Annotated in this window: 27 protein-coding genes and 1 tRNA gene; 13 read left to right on the top strand and 15 right to left on the bottom strand. The window is 61.4% G+C overall.

The features are described 5' to 3' along the window. Nucleotides 1-86: 86 nt before the first annotated feature. From VFG26_RS02005 to VFG26_RS01995, 3 genes are all read right to left on the bottom strand, one after another. Nucleotides 87-707, bottom strand: a complete 621-nt coding sequence (locus VFG26_RS02005; protein ID WP_325021669.1) for a Spy/CpxP family protein refolding chaperone — start codon at nt 705-707, stop codon at nt 87-89. Nucleotides 708-1053: 346 nt separating this feature from the next. Continuing rightward, nucleotides 1054-1707 carry a response regulator transcription factor gene (locus tag VFG26_RS02000; RefSeq protein ID WP_325021667.1) on the bottom strand — a complete coding sequence of 218 codons (654 nt, stop codon included), beginning with the start codon at nt 1705-1707 and terminating at the stop codon, nt 1054-1056. A 5-nt stretch (nt 1708-1712) separates the two neighbouring features. Further along, nucleotides 1713-3080: a sensor histidine kinase gene (locus VFG26_RS01995; protein WP_325021665.1), complete on the bottom strand. Its 1368-nt coding sequence runs from the start codon at nt 3078-3080 to the stop codon at nt 1713-1715. A 183-nt stretch (nt 3081-3263) separates the two neighbouring features. Between VFG26_RS01995 and VFG26_RS01990 the strand changes: the two genes are divergently transcribed. From VFG26_RS01990 to VFG26_RS01980, 3 genes are all read left to right on the top strand, one after another. Next, the gene (locus tag VFG26_RS01990) at nt 3264-3731 is read left to right on the top strand and encodes a cupin domain-containing protein (protein WP_325021662.1); all 468 of its coding nucleotides are present in this window, start codon (nt 3264-3266) and stop codon (nt 3729-3731) included. A 208-nt stretch (nt 3732-3939) separates the two neighbouring features. Continuing rightward, nucleotides 3940-4029, top strand: a tRNA-Ser gene (locus VFG26_RS01985). Nucleotides 4030-4328: 299 nt separating this feature from the next. Then, the gene (locus tag VFG26_RS01980; RefSeq protein ID WP_325021660.1) at nt 4329-4472 is read left to right on the top strand and encodes a hypothetical protein; all 144 of its coding nucleotides are present in this window, start codon (nt 4329-4331) and stop codon (nt 4470-4472) included. Between the two features lie 36 nt (nt 4473-4508). Here VFG26_RS01980 and VFG26_RS01975 read toward each other — a convergent pair whose 3' ends face one another. The 4 genes from VFG26_RS01975 to VFG26_RS01960 form a co-directional block, all read right to left on the bottom strand. Beyond that, entirely contained in the window at nt 4509-4763 is a 255-nt protein-coding gene (locus VFG26_RS01975) for a hypothetical protein (RefSeq protein ID WP_325021659.1), read from the bottom strand. Nucleotides 4764-4881: 118 nt separating this feature from the next. After that, a complete protein-coding gene (locus VFG26_RS01970; RefSeq protein ID WP_325021657.1) occupies nt 4882-5103 on the bottom strand; it encodes a hypothetical protein in 222 nt (73 codons plus the stop codon). 529 nt (nt 5104-5632) lie between these two features. Beyond that, complete coding sequence (locus VFG26_RS01965; protein ID WP_325021656.1) at nt 5633-6724, bottom strand: ABC transporter ATP-binding protein; 1092 nt, start codon at nt 6722-6724, stop codon at nt 5633-5635. Between the two features lie 52 nt (nt 6725-6776). Beyond that, nucleotides 6777-8090, bottom strand: coding sequence for an ABC transporter substrate-binding protein (locus tag VFG26_RS01960; protein ID WP_325021654.1), 1314 nt, complete (start codon nt 8088-8090; stop codon nt 6777-6779). Between the two features lie 119 nt (nt 8091-8209). Here VFG26_RS01960 and VFG26_RS01955 point away from each other — a divergent pair, with 119 nt between their 5' ends. From VFG26_RS01955 to VFG26_RS01930, 6 genes are read left to right on the top strand one after another with little or no spacing between them, the layout of a single operon-like run. Further along, entirely contained in the window at nt 8210-9001 is a 792-nt protein-coding gene (locus tag VFG26_RS01955) for a DeoR/GlpR family DNA-binding transcription regulator (protein ID WP_325021652.1), read from the top strand. After that, complete coding sequence (locus VFG26_RS01950; protein ID WP_325021650.1) at nt 8998-9870, top strand: sugar ABC transporter permease; 873 nt, start codon at nt 8998-9000, stop codon at nt 9868-9870. Before VFG26_RS01955 ends, VFG26_RS01950 begins: the two co-directional genes overlap by 4 nt. Then, entirely contained in the window at nt 9863-10696 is an 834-nt protein-coding gene (locus tag VFG26_RS01945) for a carbohydrate ABC transporter permease (protein ID WP_325021648.1), read from the top strand. The genes VFG26_RS01950 and VFG26_RS01945 overlap by 8 nt, the downstream gene beginning before the upstream one ends. Next, nucleotides 10693-11508, top strand: coding sequence for a choline/ethanolamine kinase family protein (locus VFG26_RS01940; RefSeq protein ID WP_325021646.1), 816 nt, complete (start codon nt 10693-10695; stop codon nt 11506-11508). The genes VFG26_RS01945 and VFG26_RS01940 overlap by 4 nt, the downstream gene beginning before the upstream one ends. Continuing rightward, a complete protein-coding gene (locus VFG26_RS01935) occupies nt 11505-12893 on the top strand; it encodes an NAD(P)/FAD-dependent oxidoreductase (protein WP_325021644.1) in 1389 nt (462 codons plus the stop codon). Before VFG26_RS01940 ends, VFG26_RS01935 begins: the two co-directional genes overlap by 4 nt. After that, complete coding sequence (locus VFG26_RS01930; protein WP_325021642.1) at nt 12886-13854, top strand: FAD/NAD(P)-binding oxidoreductase; 969 nt, start codon at nt 12886-12888, stop codon at nt 13852-13854. Before VFG26_RS01935 ends, VFG26_RS01930 begins: the two co-directional genes overlap by 8 nt. An 11-nt stretch (nt 13855-13865) precedes the next feature. Here the strand turns inward: VFG26_RS01930 and VFG26_RS01925 are convergent, their stop codons facing one another. The 5 genes from VFG26_RS01925 to VFG26_RS01905 all read right to left on the bottom strand — a co-directional run bounded on the left by VFG26_RS01925 (nt 13866) and on the right by VFG26_RS01905 (nt 17929). Further along, nucleotides 13866-15491: an FAD-dependent oxidoreductase gene (locus VFG26_RS01925; protein WP_325022008.1), complete on the bottom strand. Its 1626-nt coding sequence runs from the start codon at nt 15489-15491 to the stop codon at nt 13866-13868. Between the two features lie 66 nt (nt 15492-15557). Next, entirely contained in the window at nt 15558-16148 is a 591-nt protein-coding gene (locus VFG26_RS01920; protein WP_325021640.1) for an NAD(P)H-dependent oxidoreductase, read from the bottom strand. A 122-nt stretch (nt 16149-16270) separates the two neighbouring features. Further along, complete coding sequence (locus tag VFG26_RS01915) at nt 16271-16780, bottom strand: copper chaperone PCu(A)C (RefSeq protein ID WP_325021638.1); 510 nt, start codon at nt 16778-16780, stop codon at nt 16271-16273. Nucleotides 16781-16967: 187 nt separating this feature from the next. Beyond that, nucleotides 16968-17615, bottom strand: coding sequence for a hypothetical protein (locus tag VFG26_RS01910; protein WP_325021636.1), 648 nt, complete (start codon nt 17613-17615; stop codon nt 16968-16970). Between the two features lie 62 nt (nt 17616-17677). Next, complete coding sequence (locus VFG26_RS01905; RefSeq protein WP_325021634.1) at nt 17678-17929, bottom strand: hypothetical protein; 252 nt, start codon at nt 17927-17929, stop codon at nt 17678-17680. Nucleotides 17930-18069: 140 nt separating this feature from the next. On the opposite strand from VFG26_RS01905, the gene VFG26_RS01900 reads away from it, so the two are divergent. Next, nucleotides 18070-19512, top strand: coding sequence for a Mur ligase family protein (locus VFG26_RS01900; RefSeq protein WP_325021632.1), 1443 nt, complete (start codon nt 18070-18072; stop codon nt 19510-19512). Between the two features lie 70 nt (nt 19513-19582). Here VFG26_RS01900 and VFG26_RS01895 read toward each other — a convergent pair whose 3' ends face one another. Continuing rightward, nucleotides 19583-20080, bottom strand: a complete 498-nt coding sequence (locus tag VFG26_RS01895; RefSeq protein ID WP_325021630.1) for a pyridoxamine 5'-phosphate oxidase family protein — start codon at nt 20078-20080, stop codon at nt 19583-19585. A 238-nt stretch (nt 20081-20318) separates the two neighbouring features. Between VFG26_RS01895 and VFG26_RS01890 the strand changes: the two genes are divergently transcribed. The 3 genes from VFG26_RS01890 to VFG26_RS01880 all read left to right on the top strand — a co-directional run bounded on the left by VFG26_RS01890 (nt 20319) and on the right by VFG26_RS01880 (nt 21580). Continuing rightward, the gene (locus tag VFG26_RS01890) at nt 20319-20465 is read left to right on the top strand and encodes a hypothetical protein (protein WP_325021628.1); all 147 of its coding nucleotides are present in this window, start codon (nt 20319-20321) and stop codon (nt 20463-20465) included. A 128-nt stretch (nt 20466-20593) separates the two neighbouring features. Continuing rightward, nucleotides 20594-20989 (top strand): (R)-mandelonitrile lyase, encoded by a 396-nt coding sequence (locus VFG26_RS01885; protein ID WP_325021626.1) that lies wholly within the window; start codon nt 20594-20596, stop codon nt 20987-20989. A 279-nt stretch (nt 20990-21268) separates the two neighbouring features. After that, nucleotides 21269-21580 carry a hypothetical protein gene (locus VFG26_RS01880; protein ID WP_325021624.1) on the top strand — a complete coding sequence of 104 codons (312 nt, stop codon included), beginning with the start codon at nt 21269-21271 and terminating at the stop codon, nt 21578-21580. Here VFG26_RS01880 and VFG26_RS01875 read toward each other — a convergent pair. Together VFG26_RS01875 and VFG26_RS01870 are read right to left on the bottom strand one after the other, a co-directional pair. Further along, complete coding sequence (locus VFG26_RS01875; RefSeq protein ID WP_325021622.1) at nt 21577-23055, bottom strand: pyridoxal phosphate-dependent decarboxylase family protein; 1479 nt, start codon at nt 23053-23055, stop codon at nt 21577-21579. The genes VFG26_RS01880 and VFG26_RS01875 overlap by 4 nt on opposite strands. After that, nucleotides 23052-24596, bottom strand: coding sequence for a hypothetical protein (locus VFG26_RS01870; protein WP_325021621.1), 1545 nt, complete (start codon nt 24594-24596; stop codon nt 23052-23054). Before VFG26_RS01870 ends, VFG26_RS01875 begins: the two co-directional genes overlap by 4 nt. Nucleotides 24597-24602: the final 6 nt, after the last annotated feature.

The raw sequence follows: 24602 nt of genomic DNA, 5'->3' as shown, positions 1-24602 counted from the left end.
CCCGATTAATGGCAAATGCAGCTTAGGATCAGGTTAAGCTTCAATGCCCATCCACCACCGCATCCGGGACCGTTCGGCGCGGGGACCTAGCGGCCTATGCCGCTCTCACCCGTACCGGCACCCATCATGGCTCCGTCACCTTCGTCGTCCATCATCATCTCGCGGCGGTCTTCCATTCCTTCCCTCATCCTCTGCAGGACGAGCGCAATAAGCACACGCACCCGCCGCTTCTGAGCGTCGTCGAGTGTCGAATAAAGGGGCTGCCATGCGTCAGCGAGTTTCTTCATCTCGGTGCCACGAGCGATGAGATTATCAGCGCGGTTCTGCAACACTTGCACGAAGTTCTGGTCGAACTGACCCTCTTGCATGCGAGACACCATATTGCCGATCCTCTGGCGGCGTCCTTCCGCTCGCGCCCGGATGGCTTCCTCGATGGCGGGCCAGTACTGCATTTGATCCGGCCGAAGCTGCAAGGCGGTCTTCACGATATCGATCCGATTGTTGGTGATGTCATCCCCGGGCCGGTTCATTCCTCTTTGCATCGCCGGCTGGCGTTGCATCCCTTGCGACGGCTGCATGCCCTGCATGTCTTGCGTTGACTGGCCCTGCATCGGCTGGCCTTGCATCGGTTGAGCCGTTTGCGCGATGGCGAGTGATGGAACAGCAATGAGGAGTGCGGTGAAGCCCGAGGCGAGTAATCTCGACATGTTGAACTCCTATGTCTATCGCGATCATTGAAAGCTTGAGAGTTGAATGAGCTGCAGTTGGCGGCGCGTGGTCTTCATGGATCGGCGTTGAAAGCTCTGCCGAGCCTACCGACGCAGTGCCGGCAGCAGTCGCTTATCGTCAGAGAGCTGCGTTTAAACGCCGGTCGCACTCACGGAAAACACCGGAGCGCTATCGCTCATTTGCCAGGAATTTGTGAATGGCCAGTGCTGTAGGCCCATCGAAACAAACACAATAATCTGGGCAATGTCTCAAAATATTCGTGCACGTCCCAAACGCCAACACTTCTACAATTCGTCTTCACGATGCGGCCGGGCCAGATCGGGACTAAGCGCTTCCAGGCTCCGCAATGGAGGCAACGAGCCCGCGCCGCATGCAGAGATAGACGAGTTCGATATCGGATCTGACGTTGAGCTTGGACTTGATCTGATAGTGGTAGTTGGCAATCGTCTTCGGGCTGAGGTTGAAAGCCTCGGCAATTTCGTCCGCCGACTTCGCGTCCAGGATCATGCGAAGTATTTCGAATTCCCGCGGCGAAAGCTGATCGACCGCTGACACATCGGAGAGCGCATTCTTGGCAATCACCTCGTTGATCTCCGCACACAGCGCAGGCCTCCCGGCACACACTTCGCGGATCGCGCTGACGAACACTTCCGGAGGGCTGCTCTTGGTGACGTAGCCCCGCGCACCCGCGCGAAATGCCTGCTGCGCGTAGCTCGCACTCGCGTGCATCGTAAAAATCAGGACGCGGGCAGCGGGATCCAGCTGACGTATCTGCCGGACGAGGTCGATGCCGCCGCGACCGGGCATCGAAATATCGATCACGGCGACGTCGGGCCTGTGTTTCCTGTAGGCCTCATAGCCGGAGGCAGCATCACCGGCTTCCGCGACGATCTCGATGCCGTGATGCCGCTCCATCAGCCGGCGATAGCCCTCCCGGACGACGGCATGATCATCGACCAGCAGCACTTGAATGCCCATAGCTCTCAAGCTCCTTCCTGCGCGGTGGGGAATTCGATATGGAGCCCGAAGCCGCCGCTCGGAAGCGGCCCGGCTGCGAACTTTCCGCTGAGCGCCACGACGCGTTCGCGCATCCCGATCAGACCCCAACCGGCGGCAAGCGGCCCTTCGTCGGAACTACGCGCCCCGGCCCCATCGTCCACCACCAAAAGCCGGATCCGTTCCTGCTCAGCATCCGCAAGCTGGTCCAGAAGCACCCTTACATGCCGCGCATCGGCATGTTTGGATGCGTTGGTCAGTGCTTCCTGAATGATGCGATAGACGTGAGCGCTCGTTTCCGCCCGCAGCTTCTCGACATCTCCCGTCGTCTCGAATGAGAACTGCGTACGGCCGTGCGCGATCTTGTTGTGCTGATCGATGAGATCCTTGAGGCTTTGGATCAATCCGAGATCGTCTATTTCCTGAGGTCTGAGATAGGTGAGCGTCCGCCGCAAAGATTTCATTGAGACGGAAGCCATGTCCTCAAGCTCGCGCGCCTCGGAAACAAGGGCCGGCGCATCGCGCTGCGCGCTCGCTCGGATGCACGCCGCCAGCGCGTTGAGAGCGGCGAGCTTTTGACCGATCTCATCGTGAAGCTCGCGTGCGATGTGCCGCCTCTCCTGCTCTTGGTTGTCGACGAGCCGGCGCGCGAATTCGGAACGCTCGGACGTGACTTTGCCCAGCTCATCCGTCAGGGCGTTGAAGACTTCGCTGATCCGGTTGAATTCGCGCAGGCGAAACGGGGGCAAACGGTAAGCAAGATCGCCGCGCGAAAGCCGGTTGAGACCCGAAAGGATTTCCTTGGCTGGCCTCAGCGCGCGATCGACCACGAAATAGGCGACAAGGCAGAGCGTCGCGATCATTCCGGCCGACAATAGCAAGAGCGGCGCAATGGTCGCCCACGCCTGGGCAGCGGTCGCCGCCGGATTGAGCGAGGCAACAACCGTTCCGCTCGCCGCGCCGCGGTAGGAAAGAGGCAGCACAGCATCCAAGTGACCGCTGATGAATGCGCGGTAGGCCTTGAAGAACCATTCCGGCGTGCTCGTCGTCGTGTCCATGCCCCCGCAATGGGAGCGCAGCGTCGTTCCCTTATCGCCAAGCAGTTCCACGCACTGGCCCGGCTGCAACGAGTACGTCGTGATGATGTCCCAATCGGGAAAGCGCTGTGGAATGTCTGTCGACCGGTCTATCCGCGAAAGCTGCAGCGACAGTTGACGGCCGACGAGTTCGGCAAGCTCCGAGTTCTGCTGCTTTGCCGCGCGCGCGGTCTCGTAAAGCACGATTGCCGACCCCGCAAGAAAGCATGCGACGGCGACCAACGTGATCCGCCGCACCAAAAGCCACTTCAGGTCCATGACGCCACCTTTCTCACGCCAAGCTAGAAGGCGTCGGCAAAGCTGTGAAGAGACACGGCCAGAGCTCGGGAAATTTGCCCAAGGTTCCTTGGGCAAACCACTCTATCGGGTGTCACTGAGCTGCTTAAAGTCGGCGTTGAACCTGCATGGCGCCGCCCCGGCAAAACCAGGACGAAAAAAAACATGATCTCAAAAGCTCTGATGACAGCCGCCCTGATGGCACTGACGACGTCTGCGTTCGCACAAGATGCGAGCCACGACGCGCACGAACTGACGCCCGCCGACGTGAAGTTCCAAGACGATCCGGCGTTCCCAAAAGGCATTCAAACTGCCGTCGTCTATGGCGATCCCACGAAGCCCGGGCTGTTCCTGATCCGGGTTAAGATGCCCCCGAATTCCGTAATCGCACCCCACACGCACCCGGTTTTCGAATCCGTTTCGATCCTGAGCGGCGCCATGGGCAGCGGCATGGGCGAGAAGTTCGACAAGTCGAAGGGAAAGGTCCTCGAGGCCGGATCGTTGTTGCTGCTGCCAGCCAACCATCCGCACTATGTTTGGGCCGAAGACCAGGAAACCATTCTTCAGGTTGCAGCGGTCGGCCCGTTTGATCTGCACTACATCAATCCGGAAGACGATCCGCGAAAGAAATAGGCTGCCGCTTCCCCCCGCCCCTGCTGAGGAATACAGCCGCCGAGCTGTCTTCTCTCCCCCGGGGTTCCCGGGCCGGCGCCCCTGCCGGCCCGGGCCTCGGCGCCATTCGGTGGTTTCTTGGGCTCCCGTCCCGTATGCAGCATGACGCCGCGAACGCTCGCAAAGCCTTGTCGGCGACCCCGCGAGCAAGTAAACGGTCACTCCAGCTGGAGGGGTGGCCGAGTGGTTTAAGGCACCGGTCTTGAAAACCGGCGTGGGCGCAAGTCCACCGTGGGTTCGAATCCCACCCCCTCCGCCAGGTAACCAATGCAACTTACTGAAGACAAAGGATTTTGTTTTCAGGGCAGCAACGCCGTTTCTAGACTTGGTCCGCGCACCACTCCAACCCCCCTGTTTCGACCAGCTTCGGGCAAACGTCTGTTCCTAAAGTTGGAACGGGCCGGATTTGAGCGCTTCGAAATTGGCGGAGAAACCGTCGCCTAACCTCGTGAAAATCGCTCCGCGCTGGCGGCAACGTCCACCCAACTCAAAAGCCCGTGCGACTCATGGAATGGTGCATCCGTCACCTGCCTGAAGGGGCACGGATTATCCTCTCAGATGGGCCGCAATTTCATCGGCATCGAGCGCGAGCAAAAATATCTCGACACTGCATGCGAGCGCATCGAGGCCGCGCAAATGCAGGTGAGCATGTTCGATTCACCGGCAAAGGCGGCCCCGCTGGATCAGGTGACATTGTTCTGAGGCGGCGGAACCTATTAGCCCCGCCAGCCATCGCTTCTACGCAGCAAGCGGATTTGGATTTTGCACGTTGCTCCATGCTGCCGAGCCGTCGAGGCCGACCACGAGCAGACCGTCGCTTACATCCATGTAGGCAAGAAGGTCATTCCCAACTTCTTCCGGAGATGCGTTCGCCGTCAGAATCCAAACCGACTCAAGGACGCGTTTGGCGCCCCAGGCATCCAACCGCGCATAGAGCGGCTGGTAATTGCGACCTGGCTTTCGCAGGTCATAAGAGGCAAGCATTTTGCTCATGGCAATCTGTTCCAATGATTGAGGGGGAATTGAATGCGGAATGCCTTGCGGCGCGCCGCGCAGCTGAAAAGCTCTTTTATGGGCCGCCGGGCGATCCGCACCGCCCGGCGGCTAGTCTCTAAATATCGAAAGCCAGCTGATCGCTGGGGAACGGCGGCGCGCCTGAATAGCGCTTGCCGTTGAGCACTTCCGAGACGCGGCCCTGATTGACGCCAAGAAGCGCCGCCGCCTGCTGCTGATTAAGGCCGACTTCCCGAACAAGCGTGATCGCTTTACCGGCAACCTCAGCGGTCATCGGTGTCGTCTTTTTCGTGAAGTGCTTTGGAATCGTATGCTTCATGCTGGTGGTTCTCCAAAACGGATGAAGAACCAGCGGTTGACGCCAACACCAAATTGGATGACTCTACGTCATCAATTCCGTTGCCGCTGGGGGTCAAACTGCGGTAACGCTCTACGGGGGTGCAGACGTTGAAGCCGTCTGCGCCCCTTTTACTTTCCGTAACCTAATCGATTCGGGCGGCAACGCAAAGCACACCGGCGGCCATCGCATGGCTTGCCAGTGTCGTCACGTTAGGCGTTGTCAATCGCAGTGTAAGCCGCGCCCTCTGCACGTCGCTACTCAAGCGGTGCGGTGGCTCACACCAATTTGGTTACATGATTCGCCTTCGATGGCGAAGTGCGAAAACCGCACAAACCCCGTTCCCAAATCCGTTCCTAAGACCGGCACTCACAAGCGCGAACGGCCCCGGACCTGAGCATTCTTGCTGCCGTCCCTTTAAACGGGAACGGGACACAAACTCGACGACTGTCGAATTTGTGTCCCGCCATGAGTCGCGCGCTACCTGAAGCGACTCAAACCAAACCGAGGATCACGCCATCTCTTTTTCGCTGATCCGTGCGCCAGTCGTGGCGTCGAAGAATGAGATGCAGTTCGCCGGCGCGAACAGCGTGATGGTGCTGCCCACTTGCGGCATCGGCTCACGCCATGCGGTAACGGCCACCAGTCTGGCCGCTCCGCCCGCGGTTTCGAGATCGACGAGTAGCGATGCCCCCAGCGGCTGCAGCGCGACGACGGTTGCAGGAAAGCTGATGCCCTCCCCATCCCCGCCATCGAGCCGCAAATCTTCCGGCCGGCAGCCAAGCGTGAGGTTCGAGCCGGCCGGCAGCACGCAGCTGGAACTGACGTTCGCATACGCGCCGCCGGCCGTTACGCCCGCACCATCCCGTTTCAAGTCCAGCAAGTTCATTCCCGGACTTCCGATGAACCGCGCCACGAACGTATTCGCAGGCGTTTTGTAAACATCGCGCGCCGAGCCGATCTGCTGAATCACGCCCTTGCGCATGATGACGATCCGCTGCGCCATCGTCATCGCCTCGACCTGATCGTGGGTGACGTAGATCACGGTCTTCTTCTGCTGCTCGTGGAAGCGGATGAGCTCTGAGCGCATCTCCTCGCGCATGCTGGCGTCGAGATTGGATAAGGGCTCATCGAACAAAAAGACATCGGGTTCGCGCACCATCGCGCGGCCGAGCGCGACGCGCTGGCGCTGCCCGCCCGAGAGTTGTCTCGGCTTGCGATCGAGGAGTTCGGAAAGGCCGAGCATGCCGCTCACGCGCGCCATCTGCTGCTCGCGCTCGGGCTTCGGCACGCCTTTGACCTTCAGCGGAAAGGCCAAGTTCTCGCCCACCGTCAAATGCGGGTAGAGCGCATAGCTTTGGAAGACCATCGCGATGTCGCGCTCGCTCGGACGCAAGTTCGTCACCGCGCGATCGCCGATGAAGATTTCACCCCGGGTCGGATCTTCGAGGCCCGCGACCATCCGCAAAAGCGTGGTCTTGCCGCAACCGGAAGGTCCAAGAAGGACAGTGAATTCGCCGCTGCGGATTACAAGATCAAGCTCTGGAATGACATCGGTCGCGCCAAAGCTTTTTGAAACGCGGCGTAGGGAAACGTCGGCCATTAAAGTCTCTCTGAGGGCGGGGGAAAGGGCCGGCAAGAAGCCGGCCCCTCCGTCACTTTTGGTAACCGAGCGAGTTCATCAGCTCGTCGAGGTTCTTGTTGGCCGTCGTGATCGCGTCTTGCGAGGTGGACTTTCCAACCCAGGCCGCAAACAGCTGATCGTAGACCGTGCGCTGCATCTCCACGTATTCGGCCAAGCCCGACGTCAGCGGCACGAGCACTTCCGTTTCTTTAACGGGCTTCAGGAACGGAAATTTCGTCAGCCACTTCTCGGTCTCATAGACATCGGAGCGATAGGCGCCGGAAGCACCAGCTTCGAGCATGATGTTCTGGCCTTCAGCGCTCGTGACGAAAGCGATGAACTGATAGGCCGCATCAGGCTTCGGCGCATTGGCGGCAATCGCGATCTGATAGCCGCCGATATAATCGTGACGCTTGCCTTCGAGCTTTTCGCGCGGCGGCAGCGCGTAAGCGACCTTGCCCAAAACCTTGCTCGTCTCGGGGTTTTCGATGTCGGGGAAGAAACCGAACCAGTTGATGTACATCGCAGCGTTGCCCTGCATGTACGCATTGGTGGCTTCCGCATAACCCATCTCGTTGGCGCCGGGCGCCGTGAAAGGCTTGATCTCGAGCCAGCGGTCGAGCGCCTTCTTGCCGTTGCCGTCATGTTCGAGCATCGGCTTGAAGCTGCGATCCCAGACGAACTGCGTCGAATTCGGCGGCATCGGCAGGCTGGCGAGACGCACCGTCCATTCGGAATAACCGCCGTCCTGCTCGCCCGGCATCGTCGCGACACCGAAAACGTTGTTGGCAGGATCGTTCAGCTTTTCCGCGTGTGTCTTGAACTCATCCCACGTCTTCGCCGGTTCGTTGATGCCGGCCTTCGCGAAGAGATCCGTGCGGTAGGCCATCACCTCGATGAAGAAATCGACCGGCGCCGCCCAGTGCTGGCCATCGATGACGTCGTAGGCCTCGACGATGCCGGGCAGAAACGCATTCCACTCGATCTTCTCTTTGGCCTTTGCTTCGAGAGGTTCGAGCGGCTGCACCCACTTGTTCTTCACGAAGATCGGCAGCCAGATGCAGTCGAGCACCATGATGTCGTATTCGTCGGAGCCGGCCGTGCCGAGAAGAACCTGCTTGTTGTAGGCGTCTGAATACGGGAACTGATCGACGCTGACCTTGATGCCGGTCTTCGTTTCGAAAACCTTCGCCGCCGCCTTCAAGCCGAGACCGTAAGGCTCGCCGGTCGCGATGATCCTCAACTCTTCCGCATTCACTGATGATGCCGTCAGGCCGTTGGTCGCGCTCAACACCGAGCCGCCCAACAACACCGCGCCGGCATACTTCGCAAAATTAACTGCCATCCCCCGGTCACCCCTTTTCAAGTCTGCACAATGGTGACACTAGTGAAACGATCACAAAACGCAAATACTATGATTGATAGTGATCGCTTTGCGCGCATCTGATTGAATAAAGGGCGGCAATGTCCAAGTCGAAGCGAGCCCCCGGCGTCCGCCGGGCTGAAATCCGGCGCATCCTCCGCTCGCAGCAATCAGCGACGGTTGAAGAGCTGTGCGCGCTTCTGCAGGCCTCACCCGCAACGATCCGGCGCGATCTCGCCGCTCTCGCAGACAATGATGAGTTGGAGCGCAGCCACGGCGGCGCCGTCGTCCCGCTTCTCCGTGAAGCCGAACAGAATTTCGCTCAGCGCGAATCCATCGATGCCGAAGAAAAGCAGGCGATTGCGGAAGCGGTGCTTCCCCTCATCGCGCCCGCCAGCACGTTGTTCATGAATGACGGCACAACTGTGATGGCGATCGCGAAAGTGCTCGTCGAAAGCGGAATCGAACTCTTTGTCGCGACGCCCGCCGTCAATGTCGCAGCCAAGCTCTCCGAAAGCCGCGCCATCACCGCGTGCTTGCTCGGCGGCTTCGTACGGCAGACATCGCTCGCCACCACCGGTCCGTTCGCCGAAGCCATGGCCGCGCAGATCAACGCCGATCTTGCGATCATTTCGCCCGACGGCCTGCACGCCGAACACGGGCTGACGTTCATGAACGCTGATGACGCATCGCTCGCCCGGCGAATGGTCGCGCAATCGCGCAGCATCGTGGCGGTGGCGACGAGGCCCAAGCTCATGTCGGTGAAGCGCGTCGCAGGCGTCGCCCTGTCGAGCGTCGATCATCTGGTGTGCGGCTGCTCGCGCGCCGAAATCCCGGCTCCGCTGACGGACAGCGGCGTCAACATCATCTCACGACCGAAGGAAAGAAAATGAAGGGGCCTAACGCGTCAGCTGGCCGCCACGGGCTTTTGTTCTTCCTGCCCGCCGGCGTCTTTCTGACGGTCGTTCTGATCTATCCGATGCTGTACTCGCTCTATGCGAGTCTCACCAACATGCGCCTGACGAGCCCCATCACGCGCTTCGTCGGCCTCGATACCTACGCGAGCGTGCTGACCAACAGCGCTTTCATCAGCTCGGTCGTCTTGACGTTGATCTTCCTCGTCGTCGCGATTTCGCTGGAATTCCTGATCGGCTTCGCGCTCGCGCTCTCGTTCAAATCCATGCGCAAGACACATCCGATCATGCGCGCGCTCCTCATGCTGCCGCTGATGGCGACGCCCGTGAGCGTGGGCCTGGTCTGGAAACTGATGCTCAACAGCGACTTCGGCATCATCCCATATGCGGGGCAGCAGCTTGGCTTCGGCACGATGCTGTGGCTTGCCGATCCCGTCCTCGCGATGGTCTCGGTCATCATCATGGACGTCTGGCAATGGACGCCCTTCATGTTCCTCATTCTGCTCGCCGGACTCGAAGGCTTGCCGGAGGAAGTCTTCGAAGCAGCCGAGGTCGACGGCTCGCGCGCGCTCCACTTGCTCTTTCACATCACGCTGCCGCTCATGGCTCGCATCATCGGCGTCGCGTTGGCGTTCCGCGTCATGTTCGCAATCGCGACGTTCGACACCGTCTTCGTCTTGACGAAGGGCGGCCCGGCGCGCGCGACCGATCTCATCACCCTCCTCATCCAACGCGAGGGTCTCGTGAATCTCAACGTCGCGCTGGCGTCAGCAATGTCGTTCCTGGTCCTGCTGATGGTTACGGCTTTCAGCGCCTTCACATTCAAGCGAGTGCTGTCCAATGGCTGAGACCCGCCGCAAGCCCTGGCTCGAAGCCGCGCACGTCGCAGCCAATGTGGCGCTCGTCGCGCTCTTCCTCTTTCCGTTGGCGTGGATGATCCTCGGCGCCTTCAAGTCGCAGGCCGATCTGCTGTCGCCGAGCCCCGTCTGGTTCTTCACGCCGACGCTCGAGCACTGGCATTTCATTTTCGACAACTGGAACGTCGAAAAGCATCTCGTGAACAGCATCATCGTCAGCGTTGCGACGACGATCCTCACGCTCGCCCTGGCTTTGCCCGCAGCCTATGGGCTCGCCCGCTTTCCGGTGAAAGGCAAAGACGCGATCACGTTCGAGATCCTGAGTCTCAAGATGATTCCGCCGATCGCGGCGGTCGTGCCGCTCTTCATTCTGGCGCGGCAGGTCGGACTCTATAACACGCTGGCGGTGCTCATCCTGCTCAACACCGCGTTTCAGCTGCCCTTCGCCATTCTCGTTCTGAAGTCCTTCGTCGAGGAAATCCCGCGCGAGATAGATGAGGCCGCAACGGTCGATGGCTGCCGCCCCTTCAGCGTTCTTTGGCGCGCGATCCTGCCGTTGTCCGTTCCGGGGCTCATCTGCTGCGCCGTCTTCGTCTTCATCTTCAGCTGGAACGAATTCATGATCGCCAACACGCTTGTCGGTGGCGACCTGCGGCCGCTGCCGCCCATCGTCGGCTTGGCGCTGACGCATCGCGGCATCCTGTGGGGACCGGCTCTGGCTCTTGGCGTCGTCGTGCTTCTGCCTGTGTTCGCTCTGACGTTCTCGCTGTCGCGCTACATGGCGCGCGGTCTGACCTTCGGAGCCGTCAAGGGATGACGCCCGAGGAAACCCTGGCGGCGCTGCCGATCTGGCGCCGCACACCGACGCTCGTCCCGCTGATGCAAGGGCGAACCAATCGCAACTTCATCATCCAGGACGGCGATGAGCGCTACTTCGGCCGTATGGGCGTTGACCTGCCCCATCACGACATCGTGCGTGCCAACGAGCAGGCGTGCGCGAAATTCGCGGCGGATCTTGGCGTCTCACCAAGCGTGCACTACGCGGCAGACGGCATCCTGATCACCGCCTTCCTCGACGGTGAAACATTGCATGCGGCCGACATGCACGACGACGCGACGCTGGAGGCGACGGCAGCCGTTCTGCGCCAGCTTCATTCCCGCGCCGCACCCATGACGATCCCCGCTCGCTGCGGCGTGACGAGTTGCCGGAGCTACCTCGCGACGACGCCAGATGAAGAATTGCCCGTACCGCGCGAATCCATCATGGCACGTCTGGATGAGAGCACGCTCGAAGGCGACCGGCTTGTCCACGCCGACATCATCCCGGAAAACCTGATGCGCACCGCCGGCGGGTTGATGCTGATCGACTGGGAATATTCCGGCCGTGGCGCGCCCGAGACGGACCTCGCCTCGGTCATCTCCAATGCCGATCTCAATCCGTCAGAGACGCGCAAATTCCTTGAGGCCTACGGTCCGCATCGCCCCGGCGTCCTGGAACAGCAGCGTGTGGCGCTCATCATCCGCGAGGCCCTTTGGGCCCTGGCGCAACTCCGGCACGCCGGACCGCAAGGCGACCTCGTCCCCTACTCAAAGCATTGCATCGACCGGATGCTGAAAGAATTTCAATGACTGTGCACTTCGACATCGCGGTGATCGGCGCCGGCGTGGTGGGGTCCGCCATCGCGCGCGACCTCTCGCGGTATGATCTGAAAGTCGTCCTGCTCGAAGCCAATACCGATCTCGGCGATGAGTCGAGCAAAGGCAATTCGGCATTGATGACCGAGGGTCACGATACGCCCGCGGGCACGCTCGAACGCGATCTCGTCGTGCGCGGTTATCAGCGCTACATGACTGAGGCGCCTGAACTCGGCCTGCCGATGCGCAAGACGGGCGCCGTCATGCTGGCCTGGACTGAGGAGCAGCGCGCGACCGTGGAAAAGCACGTCGAGCAGGCCCACGCGGAAGGATTTCACAACGTCCACTTGCTGAAGGGCGAGGAGGTCGCAAAGCGCTGGCCCCAGTTCCGCCCCGGTGTCCTCTGTGCGCAATGGATGCCGGATGAAGTGATCGCCGATCCGTTCTCCACGCCCTATGCCTACGTGCTCGACGCGGTGACGAATGGCGTCGCCTTCTTGCGGCCGTGGCGCGTATCTCGAGCCGAACGCAATGCCAAAGGCTGGCGCTTGAGCAGCGACAGCGGCGAAGTTCTGGATGCGAGCCTCGTCATCAACGCAGGCGGCATCCGCGCCGACATCGTGGAAGGCTTGGCGAACTATCGCGATTTCACGATGCGGCCGCGCCGCGGTCAGTACATTCTGCTCGATAAGCCCGCACGCGCCATTCACGACGTCATCGCCTATCCGACGCCAACGCCCACGTCGCGCGGCATCCTCATATCACCAACGATTTTCGGGAACGTGCTCGTCGGACCAACGGCGGAAGAAGTCGAAGATCGCGACGATCGCGGGGTCACCGAAGAGGGCCTGGCCGCATTGCGCAAAGCCATTGAAGACATGGTCCCCACGCTGCGGGACATGCCGGTGAACACGATCTACGCCGGCATGCGGCCCGCGACCAACCACAGCGAGTATCAGATTATCCCGCGCTTCGATGAACATTGGCTGACGGTTGCAGGCATTCGCTCGACCGGATTTTCCGGCGCGCTCGGCATCGCCGAATACGTGGTGTCGCTCGTATTTCCGAAAGTCTTCGATCTGAAGCCCGCCAAAGAGGTGCGAGGCGTGCGTGTGCCGGATCTATCCGAGACCAGCGTGCGCCCCTGGGCCGACCCCGACAAGATCGCGGCTGATCCCGCGTATTCGGAAATGCTTTGCCATTGCGAGCGCATCACGGTCGGCGAAGTGCGCGACGCGTTGAACTCGCCCATACCGCCGGGATCGATCAAAGCCCTGAAGCGGCGGACGCGCGCCATGTTCGGGCGCTGCCAAGGCTTCTACTGCGGTGCGCGCGTGCAGGCGATGTTCGACGCAGCGAAGGTGAAGCGCCATGCATGATCCAGCGGTCCTCATCGTCGGCGCCGGACCCGCGGGTCTCGCCGCAGCGGCCGAACTCGCGCGGCGCGGGATCAACGACATCCTCGTCATTGATCGCGACGACGCGGCCGGCGGTCTGCCACGCTTCTGTGCGCATCCAGGCTTCGGCATCGGCTATGCCCCCGTTCCGCAGAAGGGCCCGGACTTCGCGGCACGCCTTGTGCGCGCGGCCGAGAAGAAACGCATTCGCATTCTTTGCAGCACGACCATGACCGCTCTCGAGGCTGGTCCTACCGTGACGATCACCGGGCCCGAGACAGGATACCGGACGCTGCGGCCCCGCGCTGTCATCCTCGCCACCGGTGTTCGTGAAGCAAACCGCGGCAACAGACTGGTGCCGGGCGACCGGCCGGAAGCAGGCATCATGACCACCGGCCTTCTTCAGCAAATGGTGGCGCGCAAGGTCCCCTTCCCCGCCGCGATCAAATCGATCGTCGTCGTTGGCACCGAGCACGTCTCGTTCTCAGCCATTTGGACCGCACGTCACGCTGGGCTGAACGTGCGCACGATGATCGACGAGAAGCCGCGCGTCGGATCATTCCGCGCTGCCGGTTGGCTCGCCAGGGCCATGGGAGTCGATATCCGCCTGCGCACGCGTATTGCTGCGATCAAAGCCCAGGACAATCGCGTCTCCGCCGTCGTCATCGACGGCCGGCGCGGAACGGAAACCATCCCCTGTGACGGGGTCGTCTTCACTGCGAACTGGATTCCGGAAACCGCAGCGCTCACGGCGAGCCCCGTCGAGATCGACAGCGAAACCCGCGGCATCGCCGTCGGTAATGCAGGAAGAACGAACCTCGCCGGTGTCTTCGCCGCGGGCAACGTCCTTCATCCGATCAAGGCAAGTGGGTCCTGCGCGATCCAGGGCCGCCGCGTTGGCGCCGCCGTCGCAGTCCATTTCGAATTGAACGCCACTGCATGACCTGAGCGGGACTAGACGGCCGCCGCGCTCAGCGCATTCGTGGAAGCGAGATAGGCGTGCAGGGCCGCAACCACCTGCGCGCCCTCACCAACGCCGGCCGCAACGCGCTTGATCGAACCCGCACGCACGTCACCAATCGCGAACACGCCAGGCAAGCTCGTCTCCAACGAATTGCACCCCTCGGCCGCCGCGGTACCCGTCAGCACAAACCCGTTTTTGTCGAGTTCCACGCCGGAACCAGACAGCCAACTCGTTTCCGGATCGGCGCCGATAAACAGAAACAGATGCCGGATGTTCCGGCGAACCACGTCGCCCGAAGCCGTGCGCCAGCAGATTGTTTCAAGCACGCCATCGCTACCTTCCAGGCTCGTGATCTCAGCCCGCGTTACGATCTCGACATTCGGAAGCCCTTTGATCCGGTCGACGAGATATTGCGACATGCTCGCCGCGATATCGCCGCCACGGGCCAGCAGCCACACCTTTCCGGCTTGGCTAGCGAGATAGACCGTCGCCTGCCCGGCAGAATTGCCCGCACCAACCAGAACGACCTCGCAATTCGCGCAGAGCTTCCCTTCCAAGGGCGAAGCCCAATAATGGACGCTTCCGCCCTCGAATTCGCTCATCCTGTCGATGCCGGGCCGCCGGTATCGGACCCCGCTGGCGATGATGACCGAACGCGCGTTCGCACGCTCATCTCCGGCCAGCAGCAAAGTGAAGCCTGCGCCATCGCGTTGCTCCAAGCCCACGACTTGCGTCGGAATGGAGAACTCCGCGCCGAACTTCTGAGCCTGACTGAACGCGCGGCCCATCAAGGCCATTCCGGTTATCCCGGTCGGAAACCCCAGGTAGTTTTCGATACGCGCCGATGCGCCCGCCTGCCCGCCGAACGAACGGCAATCCAGCACGAGAACGGATAACCCTTCCGACGCGGCATAGACCGCCGCCGCCATTCCGGCAGGCCCCGCGCCTATGACGGCAACGTCATAGACCCGCTCTGGGTCGATCGGCCCGACAAGCCCGATGCATCGCGCCAGCTTCGTCTCGGTCGGGTTCTGCAGCAGTTGCCCACCTGGGCAAAGAACGATGGGAAGGGATGCAGGCGTAACATGAAACCGCTCGATCAGCGCCTTGGCTTCGGAATCGGTTCTAGGATCAAGCCTCAGATGCGGATGGCCATTCCGTGACAGGAAGTTTTCAAGGCGCAGCACATCGGCATGGTCGGCTTCGCCGATGATGACCGGCCCCCCACGGCCTGTCTCGAGCAAGGCGACCCGGCGCAGAATGAGCGCGCGCATGATCCGCTCACCGAGATCAGCATCCGCGATCAGCAAGGAGCGAAGCTTCTGCGGCGGGATGATGAGCGCTTCCACGGTGGTCTTCGCGTGCGCGTCAACCAGCGCGGGATGGCCTGAAAGCTGCGCCAGCTCGCCCATGAAGGAGCCCGGGCCGTGCGTCGTAATGAGATTTCGATGCCCCGCCCGATCGTCCTGAGTGACGTCGACGCTGCCACTCAGAATGAGGATGAGACCGACGCCAACTTGGCCGGTTTCAGCCAGCGCATCTCCCGCCTCGAACCGCTTGAGTTCTCCGAACCGGCGCACGCGATCGATCTCGTGCGGCTCCAGAGTTGGGAACATCTGCTCACGGCGATTGGCAATAGTGGATTGAGCATCAGACACGATATGGCACTCACCTCATACGCTTCAGTAAGGCGGCTTCTTGCGGGCCCGCTGTGCACGGGCTGCCTCAGTCCACCATGCAAGGTCGTCAGCAAAACGCGGAAAAGCTTGGGCAAGTGCGGAACCGGCCTCACCGGTGGGCCGGGCATCTGCGTCCAAGGTCTGAACGATAGGCCCGACAGTCAGTGTGCTGGAAATAACGACCATGCCCATTTCCGACAATGTGCCGTACCAAGTAAAGCTCGATCGCGCGCCGGATAGTCGCCCCGCCGAATAGCTCGCAATCGCGGCCGGACGCCAGAACCATTCTTCCAGAAAATGATCGGTGAGATTTTTGAGACCCGGCTGCATGCCCCAGTTGTACTCACCCGTCACGAAGATGAAAGCGTCAGCGGACTTTATTTTCGTGGCCAGGGTCTCCATCGCCACCGGGGCCGTGCCAGGCGCATACTCTTTGTACATCCGGTCGAGCATCGGCAGACCGACCGCCATCGCGTCGATGAGCTCCACATCACAGCCGCGAGCCCGCAGCCCGGAAACGATGTAATTGGCGAGACGAATGCCTAGGCGGTCACGGCGATACGATCCGTAGAATACCAGGATCCGATCCCCCATTCCGAAACCTCCTCACGCGTGGCCGTTATGAACTTTTCAAATACTATTTGAACGCCAACGCCGGGCGCGTCCAGCTTCGAACGCCAACCATGGAAGATGCGTGCGCAGATAGACGCTAGTCCCTATTGCCTGTGCTCGTGCATCATCTTGGAGTCGTCGGATTTCATCTTGCCCTCCTCTGGCTTCATGGCGCCGATGCCTTCAACCTTGAAATCGACATCGACGTTGCCAGCCTTTGCAAAGCTCAATGAGCCTTTGACGTCCGAACCCTTGACGATGGGTTTTTTCAAACCGACGAACATCAGATGATAGCCCCCCGGAGAAAGCGTGACGGTGTCTCCGGGCTTGATCTCGAGCCCGTCGTTCATCTGGCGCATCGACATCCGATCGCCATCCATTTTCATCTCGTGAACCTGGACTTCATCGGCGTCGGGAAACGTGCCACCGGTGAGTCTGTCCGTCTCTTTCCCCTTGTTGGTGATCGTCACGAAGCCCGCGCCATTCTTTGCGCCTTCCGGCGTCGCGCGCGTCCACGCATTGTCGATCACAAGACCGTCCTTTTCGAACTGACGGGCAGAGGCAACGCTGCACATCGACAGCGACACAACAATCGCAAGGATCTCTCGCTTCATCGTCTTCCTCCAGGGTCATGGCTTCCGCGCCCGTTGCACACGTGACGGCGTAAAGCAGGCGGCACCGTTCCCGTATGCGGAAACGCGGAGAAGCGTTCTTTCTCCGGAAGCTCAACAGCGGCTGAGGAACCCATGTTTAGATGAGGCGAGGCAATACCCGATCGCGCGTTCCCAACTATCGAGACGATTATTGGTTTCTGGAAGCTTTCCCGCTGCCTGTGACGCGGGCACCAACGAGCAGCCCGCCAAGCGTGAAAAACGCCATAAGGCTTACGGCTGTGAGGAGCGGATTGAAGTCGAACCCAGCCAACTTCGGCAGGGTGATTTCAGCCGTATTCAACCGAGCCGCGCCGTTGGCGCAAATCTCTCCGATCCGCTCACGCGCCAAATCGGATTGAATCCGGTTCGCCAGCTCAACGGCTTGGCTTGGATCATCGGCCGCCGCTCGAAGGTGCTCGAGCAGCGCTTTGCTTGCTGATAGATAAGCATGCGAGCACCCGTTGAAGGGACTGGCTTCGTCGGTGAGGCTGCCGGGAACGAGCCCCCACAAGCAATAGCTGAACTGCAGATTGACGAAGTTGTGGAGCGTCCGCGTCGTGAGATCCGGACGGATTTGACGGCTCGCGAGATCAAGAATGGCGGCCTTATGCCGGTATACGGCGCGCAACTCGTCATGCGCAAGATTTGGGATCGTCAGACCCGACGTGTTCACGGCGTCTTGCGCGCGATGAGCGTGAACTGGGGCGCTCATCACCATCACAGCGAGGCACAGCCAGCCTAGAGAAATATGCCGCCCGGATACCCCGGTGTATTTCAAGAACCGATGTGCTTGCATTTGATCTCGCCGCCGCTCGTCCCGCTCGGCTGATCATAATGACAGTCGCCCCGTTGGCACAATCAGCGGCGCCTTGCCCGGAACCGCGGATTGACGAAGCCATATTCGGCGCGGGGATTGTTGTAGTTCCGCAGCCGGCCCGGATATCTGGGATAGGTCGATGTCGCGGACGGGCGGGAAAGATTGCTGCTGCCGGAAGGCTGCCGCACGATCGGCGGATCCAACGCCCAGGGGTCCGCACGCACCCTGTCTCGCGCCTCCACCGACGGCACGAAAACCATTGCAGACAATACTATCAAGCCAGCCTTGAACATTAGTTCTCCACCCATCCTCCCCAACCCATCCTCAAAGATCATATGGTGCCCGCCGCCGGAAGCCGCAACTGAACAGCGTTATAAACCCGCAACCCTGCCCGCGATTTCGTTTAATTGTTAAATGTTGCATAACCGCGCCTTTGGGCGCTAATGCGTACGCAGATATTCAGAAAAGGTTCAAAAACTCGAACCGCGGGGCGGGCGGCTTGAATATCCAGCAAATAGCGAATGGCCAGTTCGCAAGAGCGGCCGATACGATCACGGATGCGTGGACTTCAATCCGCCGCAAGCGGCGGGCCATCCGATACAAATGGCGGCTGTGGGACGCGAAGTGGCATAGGACGAGATCCGGGGCCACGTTCATTGCGGTCACCGGCAGCAGCGGAAAAACGACCACCGCCGCAATTTTGTCTCACATTTTAAGCGGAAGCGACCAAACCTTTTGTCAGTTCCGCGCGAATGGGCTGACGGAAGCGGTGACGACACTCAGAAGGCTTGAACCATCGGACAAGTACGCGGTCTTTGAATGCGGAACGGGAAAGCCGGGCGATATTCTGCCGATGGCTCAACTGATCAAACCCACGATCGCCATCGTGACCATGGTAGCAATCGAGCACTATTCGGCATTTCGTACGCTCGCCGCCATTGCCGCAGAAAAGGCATCACTCCTCGAGCCGCTGTCTGCCGGCGGACTGGCGATCCTGAATTTCGACGACCCGCTCGTCCGGGCCATGGCGGCCAACACAAAAGCCCGCGTTGTCGGATTTGGCCAGCACAATGGCGACTACCGGGTGAGCAACCCGCGGCTCAACCCCCAGGGCGAACTCGCGCTCACGATCACCCCGCCTACCGGCCAGACGCTGGAATTAGCGACGCGCCTTCTTGGCAAATATAGCTGGTTGCCCGTCGCGGCAGCCGCCGTCTGCGCGCTGGAGATGGGCATATCACCCGAACTCATAGTCGCCCGCCTTGAAACTTTTCAACCAATGCTCGGCCGTATGAGTGTGGAGCAGATCCCGCAGGGCCCGCGGTTTATCTTGGATACTCAGAAGGCCCCGTGGTTCAGCCTGATGCTGCCCCTCGAGGTCATCCGCGAGATTGAGGCACCGCGGAAAAGAATAGTCCTGGGGCAGATCAGCGATTACGCGGGCAACTCGCGATCCAAGTACCGGAACGCATGTCGCGCCGCGCTCGAAGTTGCCGACGAAGTCATCCTCGTGGGCCCGAACTCCCACAAGTTCAGTACGACGGACGAAGGCAGCGCCTCTCCCGGAAGGTTCAAGGGCTTTCCGACGATCAAGGAGTGCGCCGAATACATCCGCCAAAGCGCGGTGGAAGACGAGGTCATCCTGCTGAAGTCAGCGAAAAACCTTCACCTGGAAAGGATCTGGCTCAATTTCGTCGACGACGTTCAGTGCTGGCCGACGGAATGCGGAGTGAAAAACAGAAGATGCTTCGACTGCCTCTTTCGGGTGCCCTTTGCCGAACACGGCGCGGCTAAGAACTATCCCCGCAAGGCGCCCTATCAGCAGCGTCTCTGTCCGGACGGCAAAGGGCCATTGGCCTCGCCTGCTGATCTTTAGCCTCGGCCTGCCGAGCAGCGAGCTTCGCCATCCAAACAGCTCCGCTTCGCTGACATCCGCCCCGCCTTGCTCACGGGCGTAGCGTCACCTTGGCGTTGACAGTGTCGCCGATCCGTGGCCGCTCACCCTTGAAATAGGCCTTCAGCCCTTCGAAGAAATACTTGAGGCCTTCGGTGCCGCTGTTGTCCCAATACTCGCCCGACCTGGGCGTGACACTGATCAGCACGAGGTTCGGGTCATCTTTTCCGCCGGGAAACCAGACGCGCCAAGCCTCGTTCCAAAGCCGCTCGACGTGCGTGCGGTCACGCACGACGGCCGCCGTCCCGTACAGCGTCGCAAATTCTGACGAACTCTGAAACGTCACCAGAACGTCGGGGTGAGCCTCGATTTCAGCGGCCTTCGGCGACCGCGCGTCCGTGATGAAATAGGCTTCGGCGCCGGGCGTCAGCTCGGCGACCGCCATCGGCCTTGCGTGCAGGGAATTGTCCTGTGTCCGGGACGCCAGCATGGCTGTCGAGAAGTTCTTGAGAAGATCGTAGAGGTGCTTTTCTTCTTCGCCCGGGGTCATGGAAACATCCTCGTTAGACTGTCTCCGCCAAACACCCCCGGCCGCCGGACGTTCCCGCATGCGGGGCCGCTGCATAGGAACCGAATGCCCGGCTTGTTCGGCGATCAACTGACACGATCCTTTAACAAGGGTCGTGCATCCTGCGGTGGCGAGGCCTCCCTGCTAGCTGAAAATTTTCGCGGCAGAGGAACATGCAGCGTCTTTGAACGTTGCAGGCCCGTCCTCCGGAGAAATAACCATGGGCTACGCATTCTTTGCCGTGCTGAGTACGCTGCCAGCGATCGCTGTCGCGGCGCTCATCCCCATTGCCGCGACCATCGCGGTGAGCTTCGTCGTCAAGTCGCTGCGCCGCCGCTCCAGCGGCCTCCCCATCGGCCTCGACTGACCTCAGTTCGACACCGCTCTGCAATTGACGTCCTTGAGCGCCGGGCGTGCCGCCTTACCGGCTCGCGCCAAGACGGTGCTTGAGACGTCGCGCCCGGCTGAGCCGCCTGCCGCTTGGAAAGATGCTCGATGAAAATCACCCGCAGCGGCTCTCAAGCTTCGGCCCGAGGTTCAGCCGAATACTTCACCGGCCACGTCCGCATCGATCCGTTGATCAAAACCGAGGAGCCCGCGCGGGCAGCAGGTGCCCTCGTCACCTTCGAGCCTGGAGCCCGCACCGCTTGGCACACGCACCCCTTGGGCCAGAGTTTGATCATTATGACCGGCACCGGATGGGTGCAGCGGGAAGGTGGCCCCGTCGAGGAAGTTCACCCCGGCGACGTCGTCTGGTTTCCACCCGGAGAAAAGCACTGGCATGGGGCGACGCCCACGAACGGCATGAGCCACATCGCCGTCCAGGAAGCCCTGAACGGGAAAGTCGTGGACTGGCTCGAGCACGTCAGCGACGGCCAGTACCGCAAGTAACGGAGGCGCATCCCCAGAGAGCTGAAAAACGCGACCGTCCGGCAAATATCTGCGCCGCTTTTAACGAGATCATCACACCGGGAGCCGAAGAATAGGCTCCGGAAGGCGACAACCGAGTTGCGTGAGCATTCGATGACCATCCATCAGAACTTCAAATACCAGCCGGCGCGAGAGAAGAAGCACTTGGGGCCGACCCTCTTCCTCATATGCATCATGACCCTGGCCTGGACGGTATTTGCTCTCCTCCATTGACCTGACCACCGGGGGCAATTCTCATCGATGAAGACGCTCATTGCACTGGCTGCGGCGGCAGCAGCTCTCGCCTCGACCGCGGCCTCGGCCGCTGACTTCGGCGGCGCCTACGAAGACGTGGAAGAAGAGGCCTACTTCATGGAGCCCCTGCCGCGCCCGGTGCTCATCGAACGCCCCTATAATTTCCTCTACGAAGAGAACGGCTACTACTACGCCTCGGCCTACCCACTCCCCTACTTCGGCCTGTTCCCAAACTGGCGGCCGCGCCCCGGCGCGCGTGAGGAGTACGCGCGCGGTGTTCGCCGCGAGGCGTATCGGGGCCGTCAATACCGCCGCTAGGTCCTGAGGGCGCGATCACTGATCGCATCCATAAAAATATCGATATCCCGCCGCGTGGTCCGATGATTGAAGATGGCGCACCGGATGGCCGTGTCGCCATTGATTGTCGTCCAGGACGGGGCGGCAATCCCGCTCTCGTGGAGATCGAGCACGAGATCACGGTTCGCTGCACCAGCGGCACCCTTCACACCAAAGCAGACGATATTGAGCGCCACCGGCGCCTTGAGTTCGAAGGTTTCGCTCGCGTCCACCTTCTGGGCTAGATACTGCGCCAGCTCGCACGTATGCAGCATGGCGTCCCCAAGCCGCGCTGTACCGAGCGTCTCGAACGTCATCCACGTTTTGAGCGCGCGGAAACCGCGCGAGAGATCCGGCCCCAGATCGCACGGCCACGTCTCGCCGGCGGCCAAACCCCGGTCGGCGCGTTGCAGGTAAGCGGCCGCCGAGGCGAAAGCCCGCTTGTGAGCGGCGCCGTCTCGAACCAGCAGAAACCCGGCATCGTAGGGAACGTGGCCCCACTTGTGAAAATCGAGCGCGATGGAGTGGGACATCTCGATGCCCGCCATCAGAGGCTTAAGGACCGGGGACAACACGGATAGAGCGCCGATCGCACCGTCAACGTGAAACCAGAGGTCCTCCTGCTGCGCGATCACCGCAATGTCAGCAAGCGGATCGACCGCGCCCGTATTGACCGTACCCGCCGTCGCGACGACGAGGAATGGCTGAAAGCCGGCCGCCCTGTCGGCGGCGATCGCAGCCTGTAGCGCCCCGGGATCCATCCGGCCTGCCGGGTCTGTCGCAACCTGCCGCAAATGATGAGATCCGATGCCCGAGAGTTGCATGGCCTGCGCGATACAAGCATGCGCCTCCGCCGACGTGTAGGCGACCAGCTGACGATCCGCGGCCCGCAAGCCAAGCTCCCGGCTCTGAGGCCCGACCGCGTTCGTCTTGGCGATGATGACCGCCAGGAAATTCGCCATCGAGGAACCGGTGAGGAACAACCCGCTGGCACCATCGGGATAGGAGAATGCCTCTGCCATCCAGCGGACGATCTGCCGTTCGACTTCGAGGCCGATATGGTCCCGGCCGCCGCAATTCATGTTCAATCCGGCGGCGATCATGTCGGCGACCATACCGGCCGGTGTGCCCGCGCCGTGCGCCCACCCCATGAAGCGCGGATGCAGATTGCCCGTGGCAAACGGCGCGACGTGCGCACGCACGTCGTCCAAAACGTCAGCGAGGCTGGAAGGCGTCACCGGCAGCTGCCGCCGGAAGCGCTGCCGCGTTTCTTCCGGCGGGGCCTGCCACACCGGCCCCTCGCGCACCGTCTGGATGTGCGTGATCACATCGTCCAGCGCGGCATGGGCGAGCTGGCGAAACTCCGCCCAATCGGCCGGATCGAGGTCACGCGCTGCCGCCGCGGTTCCACCGCCGCCGGCATCGCTCGCGCTGTGCTCGAACGGCCGAGACGTCATGAACGTCGAAGATTTCGTTCAATGCCCGACCACTTGGCAAACATCACATCGAGGTTGCTCTCGACCGGTTTGAACGCGTCATCGAGCATCATGCCTTCGGCCATCCGTCCCGCAACGCCGGCAATATCGACAGCCGACGCTGCAATTCGTAGAGCCACGCGCGGTCCGATCCGAACGGCTTGTCCGACGTGACAGACAGGGCCCCCGGTTTCGCTTCTCAGCGCCAACTGGATGCCGCGCGCTTCCTCAGCCGACGCAAAACCACCCCCGCCGTCGAGAACGGTCAGCGGAACGATGCCCCGGGCGGCGAGATATGCGCCTTCATCGTCCGGATGCAGCTGAATGCCGGCCACATCCTCTGCCCTGGCCACAACCGCCTCGACGAAGCGGCGCTTGATGCGCATCTGATCTGCCTCATCGACCAGCGCATAGGGCGCAAGGTTTGCGAGTGCAGCCACCCACCGGAGGCTCAACCCGACATTCATCTCGGACTTGAATGTGAAGTCGTCGCGCTCGCGCAGCGCCGCCGGCCAATCCTGAGCAGCCGAATATTCCGCAAGACCGGCAGGGAACGAGCCGCACCAGGCGACCTCCTCGGCGAGCGCCGCCGGCACGAGCAATGCACCCGCAAATGGAGGCCCCGCCCCGAGCTTCGAACCGGTTACAGCCACCAGGAAGCCGTCGGCAAGATCCCGCCGCAACTGAGCGAGCGGGCAACGCAGCTGGCACGCATCGATAACAATGCGCACGCGGCCTGGCGCTGCGGCTGCCAGCTGACGGGCCGCCTCGCGTGTGACACCTTCCAGTCCCGTTTTCGATGTGTCGAGCACATGCACAAGGACATCGCGCCCGCGCCGTAACTCCTGTTCCACAATGGTGGCCACATCGTAGTCGATCGCTTCCGGGCTGCGCTGCTCGCCGGCTTCCGTCCGGATCGCAACCGTCCGGGCTTCGATGCGGCCCGGCAGCAGCCCCTCGAGCCGTTCTCCGGCATCGACCGAACGGCCAAGCGCCGTAAGATCCGAGAAGTGACGCCCGGCAGCGGCAAGCGGAACGCCATTACCGGTCTCATCCGGCGCGATGAAAACATTCGTAATCGGCCGCGGCGACAACCCGGCGACGAGCGAGAGCGCTAGGATTTCGGCATCCGTTCCAGAGGCCGCAAGGATGACTTGTGTTCCGGCAAGACCGAGCTGCATCCCGACGCGGCCGCGCACATCGTCAAACCATTCCTGGTATGGAATGGCCGGGATGGCAGTCGTTCCAACGAGCCGCTTCAGCGCATAATCGGCTGCAGCATAGCCCTCCGCCGATACGTTGCTTGCCGTCGTCGAGGAAAAGGAGATCTCGCGTGGCGCAGGCGAGGCCAAGGTCCCATACCGGTTGCGCCCAGTCGTGGCGTCCGACCAAATTCTTCTGTCGCCTCCGCTCGCAAGCAGCAGCGAAACCGAGGAAAGTACCTGCTCGGTGCTCGTCTCCGGACGCGAACCCAGCCGCGTACTCGCCTCTGCCGCGCGAATATTGCTCCGCGGTGCGCCCATCAATCA

The sequence above is a fragment of the Hyphomicrobium sp. genome, assembly GCF_035687085.1.
Taxonomy (GTDB): Bacteria; Pseudomonadota; Alphaproteobacteria; order Rhizobiales; family Hyphomicrobiaceae; genus Hyphomicrobium_B.
This window is presented reverse-complemented; position numbering and strand designations above follow the sequence as displayed.

Excerpts from the sequence above, each read along its gene's own strand:
- VFG26_RS01880 (WP_325021624.1), top strand. The coding sequence starts at position 21,269 with ATGAAGACGCTCATTGCACTGGCTGCGGCGGCAGCAGCTCTCGCCTCG.
- VFG26_RS01905 (WP_325021634.1), bottom strand. The coding sequence starts at position 17,929 with ATGTTCAAGGCTGGCTTGATAGTATTGTCTGCAATGGTTTTCGTGCCG.
- VFG26_RS01920 (WP_325021640.1), bottom strand. The coding sequence starts at position 16,148 with ATGGGGGATCGGATCCTGGTATTCTACGGATCGTATCGCCGTGACCGC.
- VFG26_RS01980 (WP_325021660.1), top strand. The coding sequence starts at position 4,329 with ATGGGCCGCAATTTCATCGGCATCGAGCGCGAGCAAAAATATCTCGAC.
- VFG26_RS01970 (WP_325021657.1), bottom strand. The coding sequence starts at position 5,103 with ATGAAGCATACGATTCCAAAGCACTTCACGAAAAAGACGACACCGATG.
- VFG26_RS01885 (WP_325021626.1), top strand. The coding sequence starts at position 20,594 with ATGAAAATCACCCGCAGCGGCTCTCAAGCTTCGGCCCGAGGTTCAGCC.
- VFG26_RS01935 (WP_325021644.1), top strand. The coding sequence starts at position 11,505 with ATGACTGTGCACTTCGACATCGCGGTGATCGGCGCCGGCGTGGTGGGG.
- VFG26_RS01895 (WP_325021630.1), bottom strand. The coding sequence starts at position 20,080 with ATGACCCCGGGCGAAGAAGAAAAGCACCTCTACGATCTTCTCAAGAAC.
- VFG26_RS01950 (WP_325021650.1), top strand. The coding sequence starts at position 8,998 with ATGAAGGGGCCTAACGCGTCAGCTGGCCGCCACGGGCTTTTGTTCTTC.
- VFG26_RS01960 (WP_325021654.1), bottom strand. The coding sequence starts at position 8,090 with ATGGCAGTTAATTTTGCGAAGTATGCCGGCGCGGTGTTGTTGGGCGGC.
- VFG26_RS01925 (WP_325022008.1), bottom strand. The coding sequence starts at position 15,491 with ATGTTCCCAACTCTGGAGCCGCACGAGATCGATCGCGTGCGCCGGTTC.
- VFG26_RS01910 (WP_325021636.1), bottom strand. The coding sequence starts at position 17,615 with ATGCAAGCACATCGGTTCTTGAAATACACCGGGGTATCCGGGCGGCAT.
- VFG26_RS01995 (WP_325021665.1), bottom strand. The coding sequence starts at position 3,080 with ATGGACCTGAAGTGGCTTTTGGTGCGGCGGATCACGTTGGTCGCCGTC.
- VFG26_RS02005 (WP_325021669.1), bottom strand. The coding sequence starts at position 707 with ATGTCGAGATTACTCGCCTCGGGCTTCACCGCACTCCTCATTGCTGTT.
- VFG26_RS01870 (WP_325021621.1), bottom strand. The coding sequence starts at position 24,596 with ATGGGCGCACCGCGGAGCAATATTCGCGCGGCAGAGGCGAGTACGCGG.
- VFG26_RS01930 (WP_325021642.1), top strand. The coding sequence starts at position 12,886 with ATGCATGATCCAGCGGTCCTCATCGTCGGCGCCGGACCCGCGGGTCTC.
- VFG26_RS01940 (WP_325021646.1), top strand. The coding sequence starts at position 10,693 with ATGACGCCCGAGGAAACCCTGGCGGCGCTGCCGATCTGGCGCCGCACA.
- VFG26_RS01955 (WP_325021652.1), top strand. The coding sequence starts at position 8,210 with ATGTCCAAGTCGAAGCGAGCCCCCGGCGTCCGCCGGGCTGAAATCCGG.
- VFG26_RS01965 (WP_325021656.1), bottom strand. The coding sequence starts at position 6,724 with ATGGCCGACGTTTCCCTACGCCGCGTTTCAAAAAGCTTTGGCGCGACC.
- VFG26_RS01945 (WP_325021648.1), top strand. The coding sequence starts at position 9,863 with ATGGCTGAGACCCGCCGCAAGCCCTGGCTCGAAGCCGCGCACGTCGCA.
- VFG26_RS01915 (WP_325021638.1), bottom strand. The coding sequence starts at position 16,780 with ATGAAGCGAGAGATCCTTGCGATTGTTGTGTCGCTGTCGATGTGCAGC.
- VFG26_RS01975 (WP_325021659.1), bottom strand. The coding sequence starts at position 4,763 with ATGAGCAAAATGCTTGCCTCTTATGACCTGCGAAAGCCAGGTCGCAAT.
- VFG26_RS02000 (WP_325021667.1), bottom strand. The coding sequence starts at position 1,707 with ATGGGCATTCAAGTGCTGCTGGTCGATGATCATGCCGTCGTCCGGGAG.
- VFG26_RS01875 (WP_325021622.1), bottom strand. The coding sequence starts at position 23,055 with ATGACGTCTCGGCCGTTCGAGCACAGCGCGAGCGATGCCGGCGGCGGT.
- VFG26_RS01990 (WP_325021662.1), top strand. The coding sequence starts at position 3,264 with ATGATCTCAAAAGCTCTGATGACAGCCGCCCTGATGGCACTGACGACG.
- VFG26_RS01890 (WP_325021628.1), top strand. The coding sequence starts at position 20,319 with ATGGGCTACGCATTCTTTGCCGTGCTGAGTACGCTGCCAGCGATCGCT.